General features: G+C 70.2%; 14 protein-coding genes. 2 read left to right on the top strand and 12 right to left on the bottom strand.

Translation table 11 applies throughout. From position 1 onward, the window contains the following. The 4 genes from IE325_RS23475 to IE325_RS23460 all read right to left on the bottom strand — a co-directional run. Positions 1–933 (bottom strand): lyase family protein (locus tag IE325_RS23475; protein ID WP_190071981.1); only part of this gene is annotated, 933 nt, incomplete at its 3' end. 144 nt (positions 934–1077) lie between these two features. Further along, entirely contained in the window at positions 1078–2094 is a 1017-nt protein-coding gene (locus IE325_RS23470; RefSeq protein ID WP_190071980.1) for an asparaginase, read from the bottom strand. A 58-nt stretch (positions 2095–2152) separates the two neighbouring features. Beyond that, complete coding sequence (locus IE325_RS23465; RefSeq protein WP_190071979.1) at positions 2153–3592, bottom strand: amino acid permease; 1440 nt, start codon at positions 3590–3592, stop codon at positions 2153–2155. Then, complete coding sequence (locus IE325_RS23460; RefSeq protein WP_190071978.1) at positions 3589–4266, bottom strand: FadR/GntR family transcriptional regulator; 678 nt, start codon at positions 4264–4266, stop codon at positions 3589–3591. The genes IE325_RS23465 and IE325_RS23460 overlap by 4 nt, the downstream gene beginning before the upstream one ends. Before the next feature lie 199 nt (positions 4267–4465). Here IE325_RS23460 and IE325_RS23455 point away from each other — a divergent pair, with 199 nt between their 5' ends. Next, positions 4466–4687 (top strand): hypothetical protein, encoded by a 222-nt coding sequence (locus tag IE325_RS23455; RefSeq protein WP_190071977.1) that lies wholly within the window; start codon positions 4466–4468, stop codon positions 4685–4687. A gap of 44 nt (positions 4688–4731) precedes the next feature. Then, the gene (locus tag IE325_RS23450; protein WP_190071976.1) at positions 4732–6609 is read left to right on the top strand and encodes an aKG-HExxH-type peptide beta-hydroxylase; all 1878 of its coding nucleotides are present in this window, start codon (positions 4732–4734) and stop codon (positions 6607–6609) included. On the opposite strand, the gene fxsT is transcribed toward IE325_RS23450, so the two are convergent. From fxsT to IE325_RS23410, 8 genes are all read right to left on the bottom strand, one after another. Next, entirely contained in the window at positions 6514–10860 is a 4347-nt protein-coding gene (fxsT, locus tag IE325_RS23445; RefSeq protein ID WP_190071975.1) for an FxSxx-COOH system tetratricopeptide repeat protein, read from the bottom strand. The genes IE325_RS23450 and fxsT overlap by 96 nt on opposite strands. Then, the gene (locus IE325_RS23440) at positions 10857–12002 is read right to left on the bottom strand and encodes an AAA family ATPase (protein WP_229911944.1); all 1146 of its coding nucleotides are present in this window, start codon (positions 12000–12002) and stop codon (positions 10857–10859) included. Before IE325_RS23440 ends, fxsT begins: the two co-directional genes overlap by 4 nt. Next, on the bottom strand, positions 11999–13495 hold the full coding sequence (locus IE325_RS23435; protein ID WP_190071974.1) for a VMAP-C domain-containing protein: 1497 nt from the start codon (positions 13493–13495) through the stop codon (positions 11999–12001). Before IE325_RS23435 ends, IE325_RS23440 begins: the two co-directional genes overlap by 4 nt. Then, entirely contained in the window at positions 13482–14510 is a 1029-nt protein-coding gene (locus IE325_RS23430; protein WP_190071973.1) for a trypsin-like peptidase domain-containing protein, read from the bottom strand. Before IE325_RS23430 ends, IE325_RS23435 begins: the two co-directional genes overlap by 14 nt. Before the next feature lie 191 nt (positions 14511–14701). Continuing rightward, on the bottom strand, positions 14702–15538 hold the full coding sequence (locus IE325_RS23425; protein ID WP_190071972.1) for an undecaprenyl-diphosphate phosphatase: 837 nt from the start codon (positions 15536–15538) through the stop codon (positions 14702–14704). A 94-nt stretch (positions 15539–15632) separates the two neighbouring features. Then, positions 15633–16007: a fluoride efflux transporter CrcB gene (gene crcB, locus IE325_RS23420; RefSeq protein WP_190071971.1), complete on the bottom strand. Its 375-nt coding sequence runs from the start codon at positions 16005–16007 to the stop codon at positions 15633–15635. Beyond that, entirely contained in the window at positions 16004–16384 is a 381-nt protein-coding gene (locus IE325_RS23415) for a DUF190 domain-containing protein (protein WP_190071970.1), read from the bottom strand. Before IE325_RS23415 ends, crcB begins: the two co-directional genes overlap by 4 nt. After that, the gene (locus tag IE325_RS23410; protein ID WP_190071969.1) at positions 16381–16842 is read right to left on the bottom strand and encodes a fluoride efflux transporter FluC; all 462 of its coding nucleotides are present in this window, start codon (positions 16840–16842) and stop codon (positions 16381–16383) included. The genes IE325_RS23415 and IE325_RS23410 overlap by 4 nt, the downstream gene beginning before the upstream one ends. Between the last annotated feature and the right edge of the window lie 216 nt (positions 16843–17058).

The raw sequence follows: 17058 nt of genomic DNA, 5'->3' as shown, positions 1-17058 counted from the left end.
GATCTCGCCGAGGCCGGCGCGCGGCCCGGACGACAGCAGCCGCAGGTCGTTGCAGCTCTTGGAGAGCTTGACGGCGATCCGCTTGAGCACGCCGGACATCTGGACGAACGCCCCGCAGTCCTGGGTCGCCTCGACCAGGTTGGCGGCGGTGACCAGCGGCAGCCCGGTGATCTCGGAGAGGTGGCGGCGGGCGGACTCGGCGTATCCGGCGGGGGCGTTCAGGCCCGTGCCGATGGCCGTGGCGCCCAGATTGATCTCATGGATCAACTCGACCGCCTCGGCGAGCCGGGACCGGTCCTCGTCGAGCATGACGGCATACGCCGAGAACTCCTGCCCGAGCGTCATCGGCACCGCGTCCTGGAGCTGCGTACGGCCCATCTTCAGCACGTCGCGGAACTCGACGGCCTTGCGGGCGAAAGCGTCCTGGAGCACGGACATCGCCTTGAGCAGCCCGCGCACCGCGAAGACCGTCGCGATCTTGACGGCGGTCGGATAGACGTCGTTGGTCGACTGCCCGAGGTTGACGTCCTCGTTGGGGTGCAGGTACTGGTACTGCCCCTTCTCGTACCCCAGCAGCTCCAACGCCCGGTTGGCCACGACCTCGTTGGCGTTCATGTTGGTCGAGGTGCCCGCGCCACCCTGGATGACATCGACCACGAACTGCTCGTGCAGCTCACCGCTCCGGATCTCCCGGCAGGCGGCGACGATGGCGGCGGCCTTCTTCGGCTCCAGCAGCCCAAGCTCCTCGTTGGCGAGGGCAGCGGCCTCCTTGACGGCGGCCAGGGCGTCGATGAGGTGCGGGTAGGCGGAGATGGGAGTGCCGGTGATCGGGAAGTTCTCCGTGGCACGCAGGGTGTGGACACCCCAGTAGGCGTCGGCGGGCACGTCACGGTAGCCGAGCAGATCGTGTTCGCTACGGACAGCGGCGTTCATGGGGAAACGGTTCTTCTTTCAAGAGGGTTGAGGGTGAGCGCGCCCCAAAGGGGCGCGGGGCTGTATCGATTTGCGGCTACCGCCGCGTGGGCGCGACAAGCCACGACGGACCCGCAGCCGCCACACAAGAAATCCGGCAATTCCTCAAGCGCAAGCCGAAACCACAACCGGCTCCAGCGAACGAACGGGCCGCACACGCCCGACCTCCCGCCCGCCCCCAAGCAGCGCCTCACCTTGAAACTCGGTGAGCAACTCAGGCTCGACCCCGGCAAACGCAAGCGCGGCGGCAGCCACAGGCACCCGCGCCCGACTCGCCCCGTCGGCAATCTTCACGGCAATGGCCCGCCCGTCCGCCAGCGCAGCGACTTGCACGCCCTCAAAGCCGTCCTTCGCCAGCAACCCCGGCACGGCCCGCATCAACACGGCCACATCTCGCCCGGCCCCAGAGGCCATCTCCGCATGCTCCCGCATCGCATCGGCCACTCGAGCCTCGGGCGTACCCGGAGCCGCGGAGGTGATCCGCGCACCGGCACGGGCAAGCCCATGCAGAGAAACCGCGAACAACGGCGCCCCGCACCCATCGACGGTCACCCGAGCGATCCGCTGCCCGGTGAGGTCCTCGACAATCTCGGCGATCGCCTGCTGAAGAGGATGCCCAGGGTCGAGATAGTCGTCCAAGGACCACCCGTTCAGCGCGCATGTGTACAACATCGCCGCATGCTTCCCGGAACAGTTCTGGGCGAGCCTAGAGGGCGCACGCCCTTCCCGTACCCAGACGTCCCGGACAACCGGATCGAACGGCAGGTCCGGAACGTTGCGCAGATGATCCTCCGTGAGCCCGGCGAGTTCGAGGATGCGCCGGGTCCCGGCGAGGTGGCGTTCCTCGCCGGAGTGGCTGGCCGCCGCGAGGGACAGCAGCTCACCGTCGAGCGGGAGCCCGGCCCGCACCATGGCGACGGCCTGGACCGGCTTGAGCGCCGAGCGTGGGTAGAAGGCGGCCTCGATGTCACCGAGCTGGAACCGGACCTCGCCGTCGTCACCGAGGACGACGACGGAGCCGTAGTGGATGCCTTCGATCATTCCGCCGCGTATGAGGTGGGCGACGGGGGCGTGGAGGGGTTCGCGGACAAGGGGTGCGTCCGCTATGGAGCTGCTGTACATCACTGCCTGGCTGCCTGTTTGTCGTGGGTCGATGTGGAGTCGTCGACCGACACGGGTTTCACGCGTCGGCCTTGGTGGAAGCGCGGGCGACCCGGCGGCGAATGCCGTACCAGCCCGCGACCAGCGCCGCGACGATCAGCGGCAGGCACAGCACGGTGGTGCGGCCGGCGCCTCCGTCGGCGTACATGAGGACCAGGACGGAGGCGAGGAAGGCCAGCGTCACTACTTCGGTCCAGGGGGAGCCCGGCAGTCGGTAGCCGGGGCGGGTGAGTTCGCCCTTCTGGGTCTTCTGCCAGAAGAGCAGGTGACAGAGCATGATCATGCCCCAGGTGGCGAGGATGCCGATCGCCGCGAAGTTCAGCACGATCTCGAACGCCTCGGCGGGGACGACGAAGTTGAGTCCGACGCCCAGCACACAGATACCGCTGGTCAGCAGGATGCCGCCGTACGGGACCTGGCTGCGGCTCATCACCGAGGTGAACTTCGGGGCGGAGCCGGACATCGCCATGGAGCGCAGGATGCGGCCGGTGGAGTACAGGCCGGAGTTTAGGGACGACATGGCGGCCGTCAGGACCACCAGGTTCATGACGCCGCCGGCCGCCGGGACTCCGATATTGGAGAGGACGGTGACGAAGGGGCTCTCGCCCGCCTTGTACGAGGACCAGGGCAGCAGCATCGAGAGCAGGAGGACCGAGCCGACGTAGAACAGACCGACACGCCACATGATCGAGTTGATCGCCTTGGGCATGATCTTCTCGGGGTTCTCGGTCTCACCGGCGGCGACGCCGACCAGCTCGACGGAGGCGTAGGCGAAGACGACGCCCTGGACGATCAGCAGCATCGGGAGCAGGCCGTTGGGGAAGACGCCGCCGTTGTCGGTGATCAGGGACGGGCCGGGGGTGTGGCCGTCCACGGGCTGCTGGGTGACCAGCAGGAAGATGCCGATGAGCATGAAGACGACGAGTGCGCCGACCTTGATGATCGCGAACCAGAACTCCAGTTCGCCGAAGAACTTCACCGAGATCAGGTTCACGGTCAGGACGACCGCGAGGGCTATGAGGGCGATCACCCACTGCGGGATGTCGGAGAACATGCCCCAGTAGTGGGTGTAGGTGGCGACCGCGGTGATGTCGGCGATGCCGGTGGTGGCCCAGTTCAGGAAGTACATCCAGCCGGCCGTGTACGCGCCCTTCTCACCCATGAACTCGCGGGCGTACGACACGAAGGCGCCGGAGGAGGGCCGGTACAGGACGAGTTCGCCGAGGGCGCGGACGACGAGGAAGGCGAAGACGCCGCAGACCGCGTAGGCGATGAACAGGGACGGGCCGGCGTCGGCGAGTCGCCCGCCGGCCCCTAGGAACAGGCCGGTGCCGATGGCACCGCCGATGGCGATCATGTTGACGTGCCGGGCCTTCAGCGACTTGCTGTAGCCGTGGTCTCCGACGTCTACGTGACCGGACGAGGGGCGCGTCTCTTCTTTGAGGTGCTGTTCGCTCACGCCTCGGGTCCGCCTTCCGTGGTGCTGTCCGTGCGCGCGGGGCGCACGATGTCGGTGAGGGTGGTCTCGACGCGGTCCAGGTGATGGGCCATGGCGTCGGTCGCGTCGAGTTCGGAACCGTCGATCAGCGCCTCCACGATCGCCCGGTGCTCCCGGTTGGACTGCTCGCGGCGACCGCCCAGCTCGTTGAGGAAGGCCGACTGACGCGCCAGTGCGTCCCGGATCTCCTCGATGACCCGGCGGAAGACCGGGTTCTGGGCGGCCTCGGCCACGGCCAGGTGGAAGAGGGTGTCCATCGCGACCCACGCGGTGGTGTCCGTCTCCCGCTCCATGCGGTCGAGCAGATGAGCCAGGTGGTCCAGGTTCTCCGGGGTGCGGCGCAGTGCCGCGTACCCGGCGACCGGGATCTCGACGTGCCGGCGCACTTCCAGCAGGTCGCTGGCCGAGTAGTCGCCGAAGGTGGGGTCCTCGACGGTGCTGGCGACGACGAAGGTGCCCTTGCCGGTCTTGGAGACGGTCAGGCCCATGGTCTGCAGGGCCCGCAGGGCCTCGCGCAGTACGGGCCTGCTGATCTCCAGGGTGCGGCAGAGCTCCGCCTCGGAGGGCAGCTTGTCGCCGACGGCGTACTCGCCGCGCTCGATGGCGTCGCGCAGATGCGCCAGCACCGCTTCCATGGCGCTGACGCGACGGGGAGGCTGACTGGCTGTCCGGCTGTCTGACAGGTTCACGGACGAGATCCTGCGGGCAGCACGAGGGGGCTGTCAAGGAGGGGCCAGAACAATTTCATGTTGCGGTCGCCCCGCATGTGCCGTCCTCACGGCTGTCCATTTGCTGGTCTTCCCAGGCGGCCCGGGGTTCGTCACCATGGATGACATGGTGGACACAGCGGTATCGGTGGAGTCCTTTCAGTCGGACCTCATAGACCTGTCGGATGTGCCTTTGGCCGATCTGGGAGGGCTCGACCTGCTCCCTACGGCACTCGTCGGCCTGCTGGGCGGCCTGACGACCTCTCCCATGCCCCTGTGCGAGAGCGGCATGGCCGCCTTGTGCGGAACCGCCCCGGTGGTACCGGCGGGTGCCTCGCGTGAGAGTTGAGCAGGGCTGAGAGGTTCCGCCTGCCCCTGCCGACGCTGACCGCGGTGGCCACGGGCCAGGTGGACGACGCGGATCTGGGGCTGCTGCGCTCCTCGCAGCGCAGTCGGCTGCTGCTCGCGCTCTCGGCGATCCTGACCTGGCTGAGCCGCTCGGAGGACGTGCTGCGGCCGGCCCCGGAGAAACCGACCCGCCCGGCCACGGCCTGGCGCCTGCTCGCCGGGGCACAGGAGCGTGCCCCTGAGGCCGTCGAGGCCGTTCTCTCGGACCCGTGCGTCGGATCCTGGGCGTTCCCCCTACTGCGCCGGCTGAGGCACGGGGCGGCGGCCGTGGGCTCGCAGATTCCCGCGTGGGCGGAGGCTTCCCTGTTCGCGGCGCTGACGGGCGCGGCGGCCGTCCGAGCCGACATGCGCGTCAACTTACGTGTCCCGGCCTATCGCGGGCGGCTCTGGCTGCCGTCGCTCGGAGTGACCGACCCGGTGGGCCGGGGCGACTGGGCGGTCGTGACGCTGGAGCACGGCCCCAGCGGGACCCTCGTCCTCGGCGATCAGGGTTCGGTGCGGCTGCCGCAAGATCCGGCCCGGCCCGCGGACGGCTGGCATCCGCTCCCCCGCCCCGACGGCACGGGACCCGCCCTCGACCATCTCAGCCCGTTCCGCGATTTCCGTTTCCTGACCGATCCGGTCTCGCTCGCGCCCCGGACGCTGGAGCGCTGGCACGGTCTGCTCGCCGAGAGCGACGCGCTGCTGCGCCGGACACAGCCCGACGCCCACCGGCTCGTCACCGCCATGGTCAGGACCGTCGTGCCGGTGGAGGGCCCGAGCGAGCTGCGGGCCGTCAGCGCCACGGCCCCCGACGCACCGGGCGCGGTGACCCTGTCCCTCCCCCTCGACGCCTCGGCGATGTCGGCCGTCCTCATCCACGAGGCCCGTCATCACCTGCTGAGCTCCCTCGCCGAACTCGTTCCGCTGTTCCTCCCGGTGCACGAGGGCCCCGAGCCCACCTATTTCGCCCCTTGGCGCGCCGACCCCCGACCGCTGCGGGGGCTGCTGTTCGGCGCGCACGCGTTCACCGGCGTGTTGTCCTACTGGCAGGCGCGCACAGCCGTGGAACCGGAGCGCGCCGAATTCGAATTCACCCTGCACCACCGGCAGTTGGGCACCGCTCTGGCCTCGCTGGAGGACGCGCCGGGGCTGAGCCGGGCCGGTGCGCTCGTGGTGGAGGGGCTGGCGGCGTTCTTCCGCCGGACGCCCGCTCCCGAGCCCGCGCACACGGCCGCGCGCCGGTCCGCCGAGCTGTCCTACGACGCCGAGCGTGCCGTGTGGCGTGCGGCGCACCTCGCCGTGGAGCCCGAGGAGGCGGTGTCCCTGGCCCAACGGTTCTCGAGCGGCCGGCCGCCACCGGCGGAGCTGCCCCACGCCCGGATACGGCCGCCCGGGAGCGGTGCCTCGGGGCCGTCCGGCCGGGAAGCCGCGCGGACGTGGCTCGCCCGCCTCTGGTGCACCGACCGGGAGTCCTTCGCCGACGTACGGCGCCAGATCGACGAGGGACAGCTGCACCCCCTGGGCATCAAGGGCGCCACCCTCGGAGACGTGCTGCTGGTGTCGGGGGACACGGAAGCGGCGCTGGACTGGTTCCGCCGGCAGCCCTCGTCCCCCGAGACCTGGGCCGGGATCGGGCTGGCACAGCGGACCGACGCCGCCCGGCTGCTGGTGGAGCGCCCGGAGATCGTCCTGGCGCTCCACACGGCACTCCGACGGCTCGGTACGCAGCCGTCCGGTCCCGAGGCGCTGGCGGGCTGGCTCGCGTCCCGCCCGGCGCCATCGGACTCAGATGCTGAGCGCGTCGATGTCGCAGTTGGCCCGGATGCCGTTGGTGGCGTCCCGGGTGGCCTGGTGCTCGATGCCCAGCACCCGGCGGAATGAGCTCAGAGCCCGTTCGTACTGCTCCTTCGCCTCGACGGTCTGGCCCAGGCCCTTGAGGTCGTAGGACAGGTTCAACCGGATCGCCAGCGTCGAGGGGTGTTCCTCGCCCCGGGCCTCGATGCTCAGACGCAGCAGTTCCACGTCGATGTCGTGGGCGTGGCGCACCTCGCCCAGGGCGAAGTGGTCACTGGCGAGGTTGGTCCGCGCCAGCATGGTGCGCGGATGGCGTTCGCTCAGGACCCGGCTCAGCCCGCGCACCGCCTCCTCGTCGAGGGTGCGGGACTCCTCGATCTGGCCCAGCAGCCGCAGCGTGACCGCGAGGTTGGTCGCGGTGGCGTAGGTGTGGGGGTGCTCGGGGCCGAGGAGTTCGCGGATGTACAGCATGGTCTGCCGGCCCAGCGTCGCGGCACCGGCGAGGTCGCCGGTCTGGCGCAGGTCGGTCGCGTGGTTCAGCGCCGCCCGGACCGTGTCGAGGGACTTCTCGCCCTGCTTGCGCCGCAGCACGTCCAGCACCTTCGAGGACAGGTCCAGGGCACCGGCGTGGTCCCCGATCTTGCGGCGGGTGACGGACAGTTCACGGGTGACCCAGACCGTCAGCGAATGCTCCTCACCGAGCATCTGCACGGCCCGCTCCCGCAGCGCCTCCTGGCCCTCCAGGGCCTGCTGGAACCTGCCGAGTTCCTGGAGGTCGATGTACAGCTGGTGCAGGGTGTTGAGGGTCTGCAGATGATCGTCACCGATGACCTCCACTCTGCGCTGATAGGTGTCCTCGTCCAGACGGGAGGCCTGCTCCAGGTCGCCCGCCAGCCGCAGGCTCACCGCGTAGTTGTGCGCGGCCTGCAAGGTGCCGGGGTCGTCGGCGCCCAGTTCCCGCAAGGTCGTCTCGTGGGCCCGCTGGTCCAGTTCGCGGGCCTGGTAGAAGTCACCACGGGCGCGCAGGACGAGCGCCAGGAAGCTCAGGGCACGCTGGGTGGACTCATGGCTCTCCCCCAGCACCCGGCGGCAGCGCTCGACCAGCTCGGACTGGACCTCGTACGCCTCCGTGTAGCGCCCCAGCCAGCGCAGCGCCTCGACCCGCACCTGGTCGATGGACAGCACATGCTCGTGATCGTCGCCGAGCAGGCTGCGCCACCGGGACGCGGCGTCCTCCGCGGCCTCCAGGGCGGGTTTGTAGTCGCTCCGGGCGAGCAGGAACCGGGCCTCGTTGAGCACCAGTTCCCGGACCCAGCCCTCCTGGCACTCGACCATGCCGGAGGCCCGGACATGCGGCAGCAGCGCCGAGTACCGGGGCCACATGGAGGAGCGCTGGGGATTGCGGGGATCGGAGTGCGCGAGGATCTCGTGGGCGCAGTGCCGCATCTCGGCGCGCTCGTGGCTGTTCATCTGCTCGATGAGCACGCGCTGCACCAGACGGTGCACCTGGATGGTCGACTTCCGGTGGTCGATGCGGGCGAGCGCGTACCGTCCGATCTCGCGGACCGCGCGCGCCAGCTTGATGGGGTCGTCCAGCGCGGCGCGCAATGCCGTCGGTGCCGCCACGCCGCGGACCGCGGAGAAGAAGTCCCAGTCGATCGGCTCGGGCGCGAAGAACGCGCAGACCTGAAGCAATTGGAGCGCCGCCGGGTGATCCTCCCGCAGCCGGTCCAGTGAGACGTTCCACGCCGCGGCCACCGGCAGGTCGTAATCGGCCGGAGGATCCACCCGGAGGAGTTCCGCGTATTTCGTCTCGAAGAGATCGAGATACTGATGTACCGGCATTCCGGTTTCCGCGAGCCACACCGCGGCCTGCTCCACGGCCAGGGGCAGGTCGCCGAGCGAGTCGGCGAGCCGGTCGGCCGCGTCCTGGGGAATCTCCGGACTTCGGCGCTTGATCAGCGCCACGCTTTCCTCACGTGCAAACACATCGACCTCAAGGGAATTGGCCAAGCTCGACCACTGGGCATTTCGGGACGTCACCAGCACCCGCCCCGGCCCGTCATTCGGGAAGAACTGCCTGACTTCATGCGGATCTTCCGCATTGTCGAAGACCAGGAGCCAGTTCGAGTAGGGTTCGCCCACCCGCAAGGCCTCCAGAACCGCAGGTACAGCGCTTCGGTCAGCGCCTGCCCGCAGGCTCATCTGTTCCCCGAGTTCGATCAGGGACTGCACGATCAGATTGGTCTGTTCGGCTGGAATCCACCAGATGAGTCGATAGTCACGACTTCGTCGATAGACATATTCGATCGCGATCTGGGATTTCCCCACCCCGCCCATTCCGTGCAGGGCTTCGGGGAGGACCGCGGTGGTCCCCTCGGTCAATCGCCTGTTCAGGTGGTCGAGGAGTTCTTCGCGCCCGGTGAAGTTTCGGTTCCGCTGCGGAACATTCCCCCACAAGCGCGGCGGCGCATCCGTTCGAATTACGGTCGGGACGGGCTGCGACGCGGTGGGCACGGAACCTCCTGGGGCTTTTTTCGACGGGTTTGCCTGCCCGTTCGAGGCGGGCTGCGGCGAGTGCGGATGATCGCCAACCGTAGTGGATGGATCACTCTGCGGCACACTGACCGGTGGCGGCTTGACATCCGTTTCGCGCAGTAGTCGCTTGAGCCGTCCGGCGCGGGCGAGGTAGGGCCCGGAGAGGGCGGAGAGCGCGGAATGCAGGGGGCGCACGAAGGGGCGTGTCCGCGCGGTGACGGGAGGGTCAGCGGCGCTCAGCCGCCATTCGACGAGCCTCTCACCGCCCGCGATGGTGGTGGCCAGGCGCGGGCCGAGATGGGCCGCCACCTGACGCAGCACCCCCATGGTCTCGGCCCGCGACCCCAGGCCCAGGAGCTCCTCCCTGACGCCTTCACCGAAGTCGAAGGAGACCTGCCGGTCGTCCTCCGCGTCGATGCGCCGATCGGTGCGCCGCAACAGCCCGAAGAGCATGATCTCGGCGAGGTTCCATGCCTCGGCACCCGGCAGGGAACGCTGGATGAGACGCATGACCGGAAGATTGAGGGGGGCCGCGGCAAGGCGGCGGGCCAGGGCCACGGCGACCGGTGACGCCTGGGCCAGGAACTGCTTGACCGCGTCCCGGGCCCGTTCGGGCGCCCCGTCCGACCACGGCAGGACATACTGCCGCGGCACCCGCAGGTCTCCGCGTGGGCTGGTGAGCAGCACCGCCGAGGCGTGCCGCCGCCCGGATCCGGCCACCAGGCGCGCCCAGCGTCCGAAGGATCCCGGGGTCATCTCCAGCACCGGCACCGGAACGGCGTCCGAGCGGCCGGCGCGCGTCCTCGTCTCCAGTTCCACACCGGAGCCGCTCATGTCGAGGAGCCTCAGCATCCGGTTGGGAACGGCCGCGCCGGCCGCGTCCAGCTGGGCCCGGACCGTGGTGGGCAGGGTGAACTCCCAGACCTCCTGCGGCATGAGGCTCAGTACCGCGGTGGGGCAGGTTCCGGCGGCGGAGCTCAGGAACGCGGCGGCGTTGCCGTTGCGCCAGGACTGGGCGAAGCCGTCGGTCACCACGAGCACGACGTCGTCCGGGCCGACCGCAGCGGTGGGTGGGCGTCGCCGTTGACGGCGTACGACATGTCCGGCCGCGCCGACGTCCAGGGGGGCCACGGTGATGTTGCGGAAGGCCCCGGTCTGCTCCAGTACCTCGCGGAGCTCGCGGACTGTGCTCGTCCACAGCTCCATGGAGGGGCCGTTGTCGATGAGGAGTACGAGGCTCAGGCGGCGTTCGTCGGGCTGGCGGCAGACCGGTAGCCACAGGTCGTCCGCGGCGATCCGGTCCACTGTCGCCTCTTCGTCCAGTTCCCGGGCGCCCGGTTCGGGACGTCGTAGGCGCAAGGGGCGTAAGGCGCGGGCCAGGGCCAGGCCGCCCCTGGGGAGGGCGGACACCGCCGCGCTCTCCTCGTCGGTCTCGCGATACGTCACGGGCTCCGAGTCCGGCTCGGGGTCCGCGCGTAACGTGCCGAGGGCCTCGGCGCGGTCCAGGAATGGACGGGATCCGGCCGCGGGGCCGGGGCCGTCCGGTGCCCGGCCGTTGTGCGCGGCGCCGGCGCCCGGGGCCGGCTCGTCGTGCGGTTCCGGTGCCGGAGGCGGGTCCGGCTCGCCGGTTCCGCGGCGGCGCGGTGGCAGGTCGACATCGTTGGCCGGCCGGATCGGGCGCGGTGGCGACCAGTCGCGGTAGGGCGCGGCCGCGTCCTGGCAGGCCGCGAGATAGAGCGCGTCCCTGAATTCGGGCCAGGTGGGTCCGCCCGGAGGTGGTTCGTCCGTCGGGTCCGTCATTCGGCCCTCACCGCCGGCCCGGTCCCGTCCAGCCGGTGCCAGATGGCCTCGGTGAGGCTGAGCAGTTTGTCGTCGTCGTCCTGCGGCGAACCGGACGCGGCCAGATAGAAGGAGTTCAGGAGTTGGTCGATGGAGAGCCCGCCGCGCTCACGGCTGCGCTTGAGGAAGTTGGCGATGAGGGTGCCGCCCCACCGCTCGGCCAACTCGTCCCCGAAGTGGGCGGCGACCATGCTCGCGAGGTCGTCGTCACCCGGCTCCGGCATCTGTAGGAGCAGACAGCGCCTCAGGAACGCGGCGGGGAACTCCCGTTCGCTGTTCGACGTCATCACGACGATCGGGAAGGCGCGGCAGTTCACCACGCCCGCGGCGATGTCCGCCTCCCCCTCGGGGTCGTCGGTCTGCACCCGGACCATGGGATTCCGTCGCCGGGCCCGCCGTAGCTCCGGGATGGTGAACGTGCCGTCCTCGAACACGCTGAGCAGGTCGTTCGCGAGATCGAGGTCGCTCTTGTCGAGCTCGTCTATGAGCAGGACGCGGGGCTCGTCGTACGGCAGCAACGCCGTGCCGAGCGGGCCGAGTTGGATGTAGTCCCCGATGTCGGGCGGGGCGGAGCCCGGCTCGCCGGCCGTCCGGTCCGCGGGGGTGTCACCGGCGGCGGCCCGGAGCGCGGCCGTGTCCTGGACGCGCCCGATGGCGTCGTACTCGTACAGTCCGCGCTGGAGCGTGGTCCTGCTGGTGATGTGCCACCGCAGCACCCGGCCGAGGCGTAACTCGCGGCTGATCCGGTAGGCGAGGCTGGACTTGCCGGTGCCCGGGCGACCGCTGACCAGCAAGGGACGACGCAACATCAGGGAGGCGTTGACCAGGTCGGCCTCACGGCGTGCGAACGCCGCGGAGTACCCGGCCGGCCGGTGCCCGCCCAGTCGGCGTGCGGTCTCCTGCGTGTCGTCCGGCGGTGCGCCGACCACGGGTTCGCCCTGGAACGCGCGCCATGGTGGTGGGGGCGGGAGCAGTTCCCCGAGCGTGGTGTCGTGCAGAGGCTCACCGGTGCCCCGGTAGATCCACCAGCGCGGCCGCTCGCCGTCGACGACGGACGGCTGTGGCTGCGGACCGGGTACCGGCGTGTCGTCAGGTGGCGTCACTGGCCCTCCTCCACGACCGTGCGGGCGGCGTCCTCGCCACTCCTGGCGGGACCGACCGGCATGCGGTCGGGATCGTCCCACAGCAGAGCGACATGACGGCCGACGACAGCGTTCGCCTCAGCATCGCGGTCCGCGGCAGCAATGCGCAACGCCTTGACCACACCGGGCAACGCCCGGGCGTCATGACGCTCCAGCAGATCGCGTAACTCCTCGCGAAACGCGGTATCCGCGAGTCCCCTGCGATCCCAGAGCACGATCGGAGCGCCCGCACGCAGTGCTTCCCCGAACTCGTCCGTACGCCTGTGCGCCCAGGCATCCTCCTGTGCGCTCCCGGGTGCCTCACTGAGCACTACGACCGCGGGGGGCGGCTCGGACAGTAAGTGGGCTCTGCCGTCCTCCGGGAACCAGTGCACCCGTCCGGCGTTGCCCTCGGTGAACGCCCGCCACCGGCTGCCCCAACGCCCGTGCAGGTCACGGCGGTCATGACGGTCCAGACTGCGCAGAACGACGTGGTGATCCTCCCCCAACACCCCACCCACTCCTTGGAAAGCGGTCTTGCGCCATCGTTCCACGCGCAGGTCCATCAGGGCATGCGGTAGAACGAACTCGACGGCGATGTCCGCCCTGAGATATGCCCACTCGCTCTCCGCGTTATGGATCAGCGCGCGAACGGTTTTCTCGGCCTGCTCCAGCGAGATGCGCCGGTCCCCGCCCCGCTGCTGCTCCCCCGGGTGCACGCGCCACCAGTGCGACAGCAGGATGTCGGTGTCACGGCCGGAGTCCAGCATCGGCCGTAACCGGATGACCAGGTAACTCGTGGGGCTCCACACATCGGTGCGCAGGGTGGCCGCGGTCTTCTCGGCCGGCTCGTACAGGGTTTCCGACGGCTCCGGGGCGGGGTCGTGTGTGTCGGCCCAGTCCGCCAGCGCGAAGTGCCGGCCGCCGTCGGATATCAGGGCCAGCTGCCGAAGCAACTCGAAGCAGGGGAGGCCCTGCTGCGGACGGGCGTTGAGTGTCGCGGAGTGCAGGAACACCGACCAGGGCTCGGTGCAGTGGACGGGCGGGCCGGAACGCCCCCGGCAGTGCAGGAAGTCGGCGTACCAGCGGCGCAGATCGGGGACGTGCACCTCGTCGAGCAGGTTGAAGATCTCGTTCCACTCCTCCGCGGCGAAGAGCTCGACCTCCCAGGCGGCCACCGACGCCTTCAGCCGCTGGATTCCCTTGGTGTTGCCCTCGCGTAGTTCGAGGTGCCGGACCAGTGGGGCCAGCCCCTCCTCCTGGAGGCACATCTCCTCCATCAGCTGCACCAGTACCACCCTGCGCGCCACCGGCTCGGTGCTCTCCACCGCGACGCGACTGCGCCCGCCGAACCGGCGGACGACCTGCCGCAGGGCCGCGGCGTCCAGCGACGCGCAGACCTCGTCGAGAACGTCGACGAGGTATCTCGGCAGTTCGCGCCACTCCTCGCCGATCTCGGCCTCAGCCTGCGTCATCCGTGCTCCCCGAGGCCTGGTCGGCGGCGCAGCAGATCCGGTCAAGGACCGCCACGGCGTCCGCCACGGACCGCGCGCCCTCGCCGCCCAGCCCGAGTACCGCCGTGCGTAACGCGGCGCAGCCGCCGCGCCGGTCGACGCAGGTCTGGACGAGGCCCTGGAGTTGTTGCCGGGGCCATGGATGGTCGGGGGCATGGCGGCGCACGGCGGCAGGCAACTGGGCGCGCAGCAGTCGGCCGCCGTCATGGCCGATCTGCGGCACATCCAGCAGGGCGTCGGCCAGTTCGTACTGTTCCTCGATCGACGGTGGCGTGCACCTCGCGGCGGCCGGCGCGCGGACGGCACCGGCGAGCGGTGGCCACCATCGTGCGGCCGTAGTGATCGGCAGCATCCAGGCGACCTTGGCCGCGCGGTCCGTGAGGGCGGCGGTGACGAGCCCGACCACGCGTCGTTCGGCGGGGTCCCAGACGGCGGCGCCGCTGAAGCCCCGCTCGACCGGTGCCCCCGTCGTGCGCACACTGTCGAGCTGGATCCATTCCGGGCAGGGACCGCCCCGCCCGGTCACCCGTGCCGTGGCGATGAGACCGGCCGACGCGCCCCTCGGATACCCCACGATCGCGACGCGCCGCTCGTCCTGCGGAACGCGGTCGGCGAGGGGCAGCGGGCCGGCGCCGTGCGGAAGGGCGAGAGCGTCGGAGCCGAGCGCCAGCACGCCGAAGTCGGCCCGGTCCGCCATGGCGGCACCGGCCTGCGGGCCGTCCAGCGGTGGGGGCGGCGACCAGGCGCCCGGTACGACGTCAGCGAGCGCCGACCAGCCGCGCCCGGGCAGATCGACGACGAGTTGTTCCCCGGGCCCCGGCGCCAAGTCGTCGTCACCGGCCCGGCCCGGTATCCATTCCTCGGGAGCGCCCAGCGCCGACAGGACGACATGCGCACACGTCAGCACATGCAGCCCCGCACCGGCCGGTGCCACCAGTACCCCGGCTCCCCATAAGGACCCGTCTGCGGACAGCACCCGAACTTGCCCTAGCTCTGGCCCCACAGTGATCGTCTCCCCCGTACGTCACGCATGTGCCCGAACATGTTCCCTCAGTGTAAGAGCGCATTCCCCTCCGCTTTGAGTCGTGCACCAGATACTGCGGCGCTGCAAGAGGGTGTGGTACGGCGAGTCGGGGTCAGGGGCCCTCGACCGGGCTCCGTTTGCGGTCAGCTGTTGATGACTCCGGCGCCCAGGAGCCCGAACAGCAGCAGCCCGACGACGATGCGGTAGATCACGAAGGCGTTGAAGGAGTGCTTGGCAACGAACTTCAGCAGCCAGGCGATGGAGGCGTAGGCGACGACGAAGGAGACGAGGGTGCCGACGGCCAGCGGCAGGACGGCGGTGCCCGTGCCGAGGGCGTCCTTCAGTTCGTAGATGCCGGCGCCGGTCAGGGCGGGGATGCCGAGGAAGAAGGACAGGCGGGTGGCGGCGACCCGGTCGAGGTCGAGCATGAGCGCCGTGGACATGGTGGCGCCGGAGCGGGAGAAGCCCGGGAAGAGCAGGGCGAGGATCTGGGAACTGCCGACGAGCATGGCGTCCTTGAAGGAGGTGTCGTCCTCCCCCCGCTTGTGCCGGCCCATCTGGTCGGCCGCCCACATCACCCCGCTGCCCACGATCAGTGAGCCCGCGACCACCCAAAGGGAGGCGAGCGGCCCCTCGATGAGCGGCTTGGCGGCCAGGCCCACGACGACGATGGGGATGGTCGCGCAGATCACCCACCAGGCGAACTGGTAGTCGTGGTGGTACCGCTCCTCCTTGTCCCGCAGGCCGCGCACCCACGCGGTGACGATCCGCGTGATGTCCTTGAAGAAGTACACGAGCACGGCGGCGATCGCACCGACCTGGATGACGGCCGAGAACCCGACGACGGAGTCGTCGTCGACGGGGATGTCCATCAGCCCCTCGACGATCTTCAGATGGCCGGTCGAGGACACGGGCAGGAATTCGGTCACCCCCTCGACGGCTCCGAGGACGATGGCCTGACCGACGCTGATGGCGCTCATGTGATCCGGTTCCGGGGGTCGGAGGGACAGCTGGTGCGCACTGTCCTACCAGGTGCGGGTGTGGCTCCATGGCCGTCGACGCGGCCGTGGTGGCCTACGACCACACCGTCTGGGCGATGGACGCGCCCAGGAACGCGGCACCGAGACCGACCGTCACACTGCCCACGATGTTGGCGGCGGCGTACAGCCCGGCTCCCGTCTCGGTCAGCCGCAGGGTCTCGTACGAGAAGGTCGAGTAGGTGGTCAGGGCGCCGCACAACCCGGTGCCGAGCAGCAGCTGTACGTGGGAGCTCGCGGCGCCGGCCGCGACCGCGCCGGTGAGCAGGCCGAGGATCAGACTGCCGGAGATGTTGACGACGAAGGTGCCCCAGGGGAACACCGAGTCGTGCCGGGACTGCACGGCGCGGTCGGTGAGATAGCGCAGGGGGGCGCCGACCATGGCGCCCGCGACGACCAGGAGCCAGTTCACGGCGACTTCTTACCTTTCGTGTCCGGTTCGCCCGGGGCGGCGTCGCGGCCGGTGTACCGGATGACCTCGCAGTCGTCGAGGGTGACGAGTCCTTCGGTGACGAGTTCGTCGAGCTGCGGCAGGAAGGCCCGTACGCGTTCCTCGGTGTCGACGATCACGATCGCGACCGGCAGATCCTCGCTCAGGGACAGCAGCCGTGAGGTGTGGATCAGTGAGGAGGCGCCGAAGCCCTCGATGCCGCGGAAGACACTGGCGCCCGCGAGGCCGGCCGCGTGGGCGCGGTGCACGATCTCCGAGTAGAGGGGTCTGTGGTGCCAGGTGTCGTGCTCGCCGACGAAGACGGTCAGGCGCAGGGCCCTGCCGGTCAGCCTGGTCATGACTGCCTCCATTTCAGGACACGGCGGGTGGTCACCGCCGTGAGCCAGACGGCCGTGAGCGCCGCGATCAGGGTGGCGGCGAGGTAGACGAGGCCGGTGTACGGGTGACCGCCGTCCACCAGGTTGCGGATGTCGACGGCGTAGGTGGAGAAGGTGGTGAAGCCGCCGAGGACTCCGGTGCCGAAGAAGGGGCGGACCAGTCGGTGGGCGGCCCACACATCGGTGATGACCACCATGAACGCGCCGATCACGGCGCAGCCGACGACATTGGTCCAGAAGGTGGCCCAGGGGAAGCCGCCCGGCTGGTTCGGCCACCACAGGGTGAGCGCGTAGCGGCCGGTGGCGCCGATGGCTCCGCCCACGGCGACGACCGCGATGATCGGCACCTGCGCCCGCCAGGCCGGTCGCCGTGGGGCGCGTGCGGGGGCGCTCAGGCTCTCGGTGTCCGGGGCTGTCATGGTCGTACGTCTCCTACTCGCCTGGGCCCGGGCATGCGGGGGCCTCGCGGTTGCAAGTAGGGACCGTTGGCGGCAGCGCTGCCGCGGTTCGGGTACGGCGGGCCCCACCGCCGCGCCGCGAGGGTGATCGCGGCCGGTCAACAGGGTAACTCCCCCGTCTCCCGGCCGTCCCGCCCGCCTGGCTGCGGATGCCCGGCGTGCGCCGCGCGGCTACCG

This window comes from Streptomyces lanatus, assembly GCF_014655715.1.
In the GTDB taxonomy this organism is placed as follows: domain Bacteria; phylum Actinomycetota; class Actinomycetes; order Streptomycetales; family Streptomycetaceae; genus Streptomyces; species Streptomyces lanatus.
The sequence above is the reverse complement of the archived record's forward strand: the minus strand, read 5'-3'. Positions and strand labels throughout refer to the sequence as shown.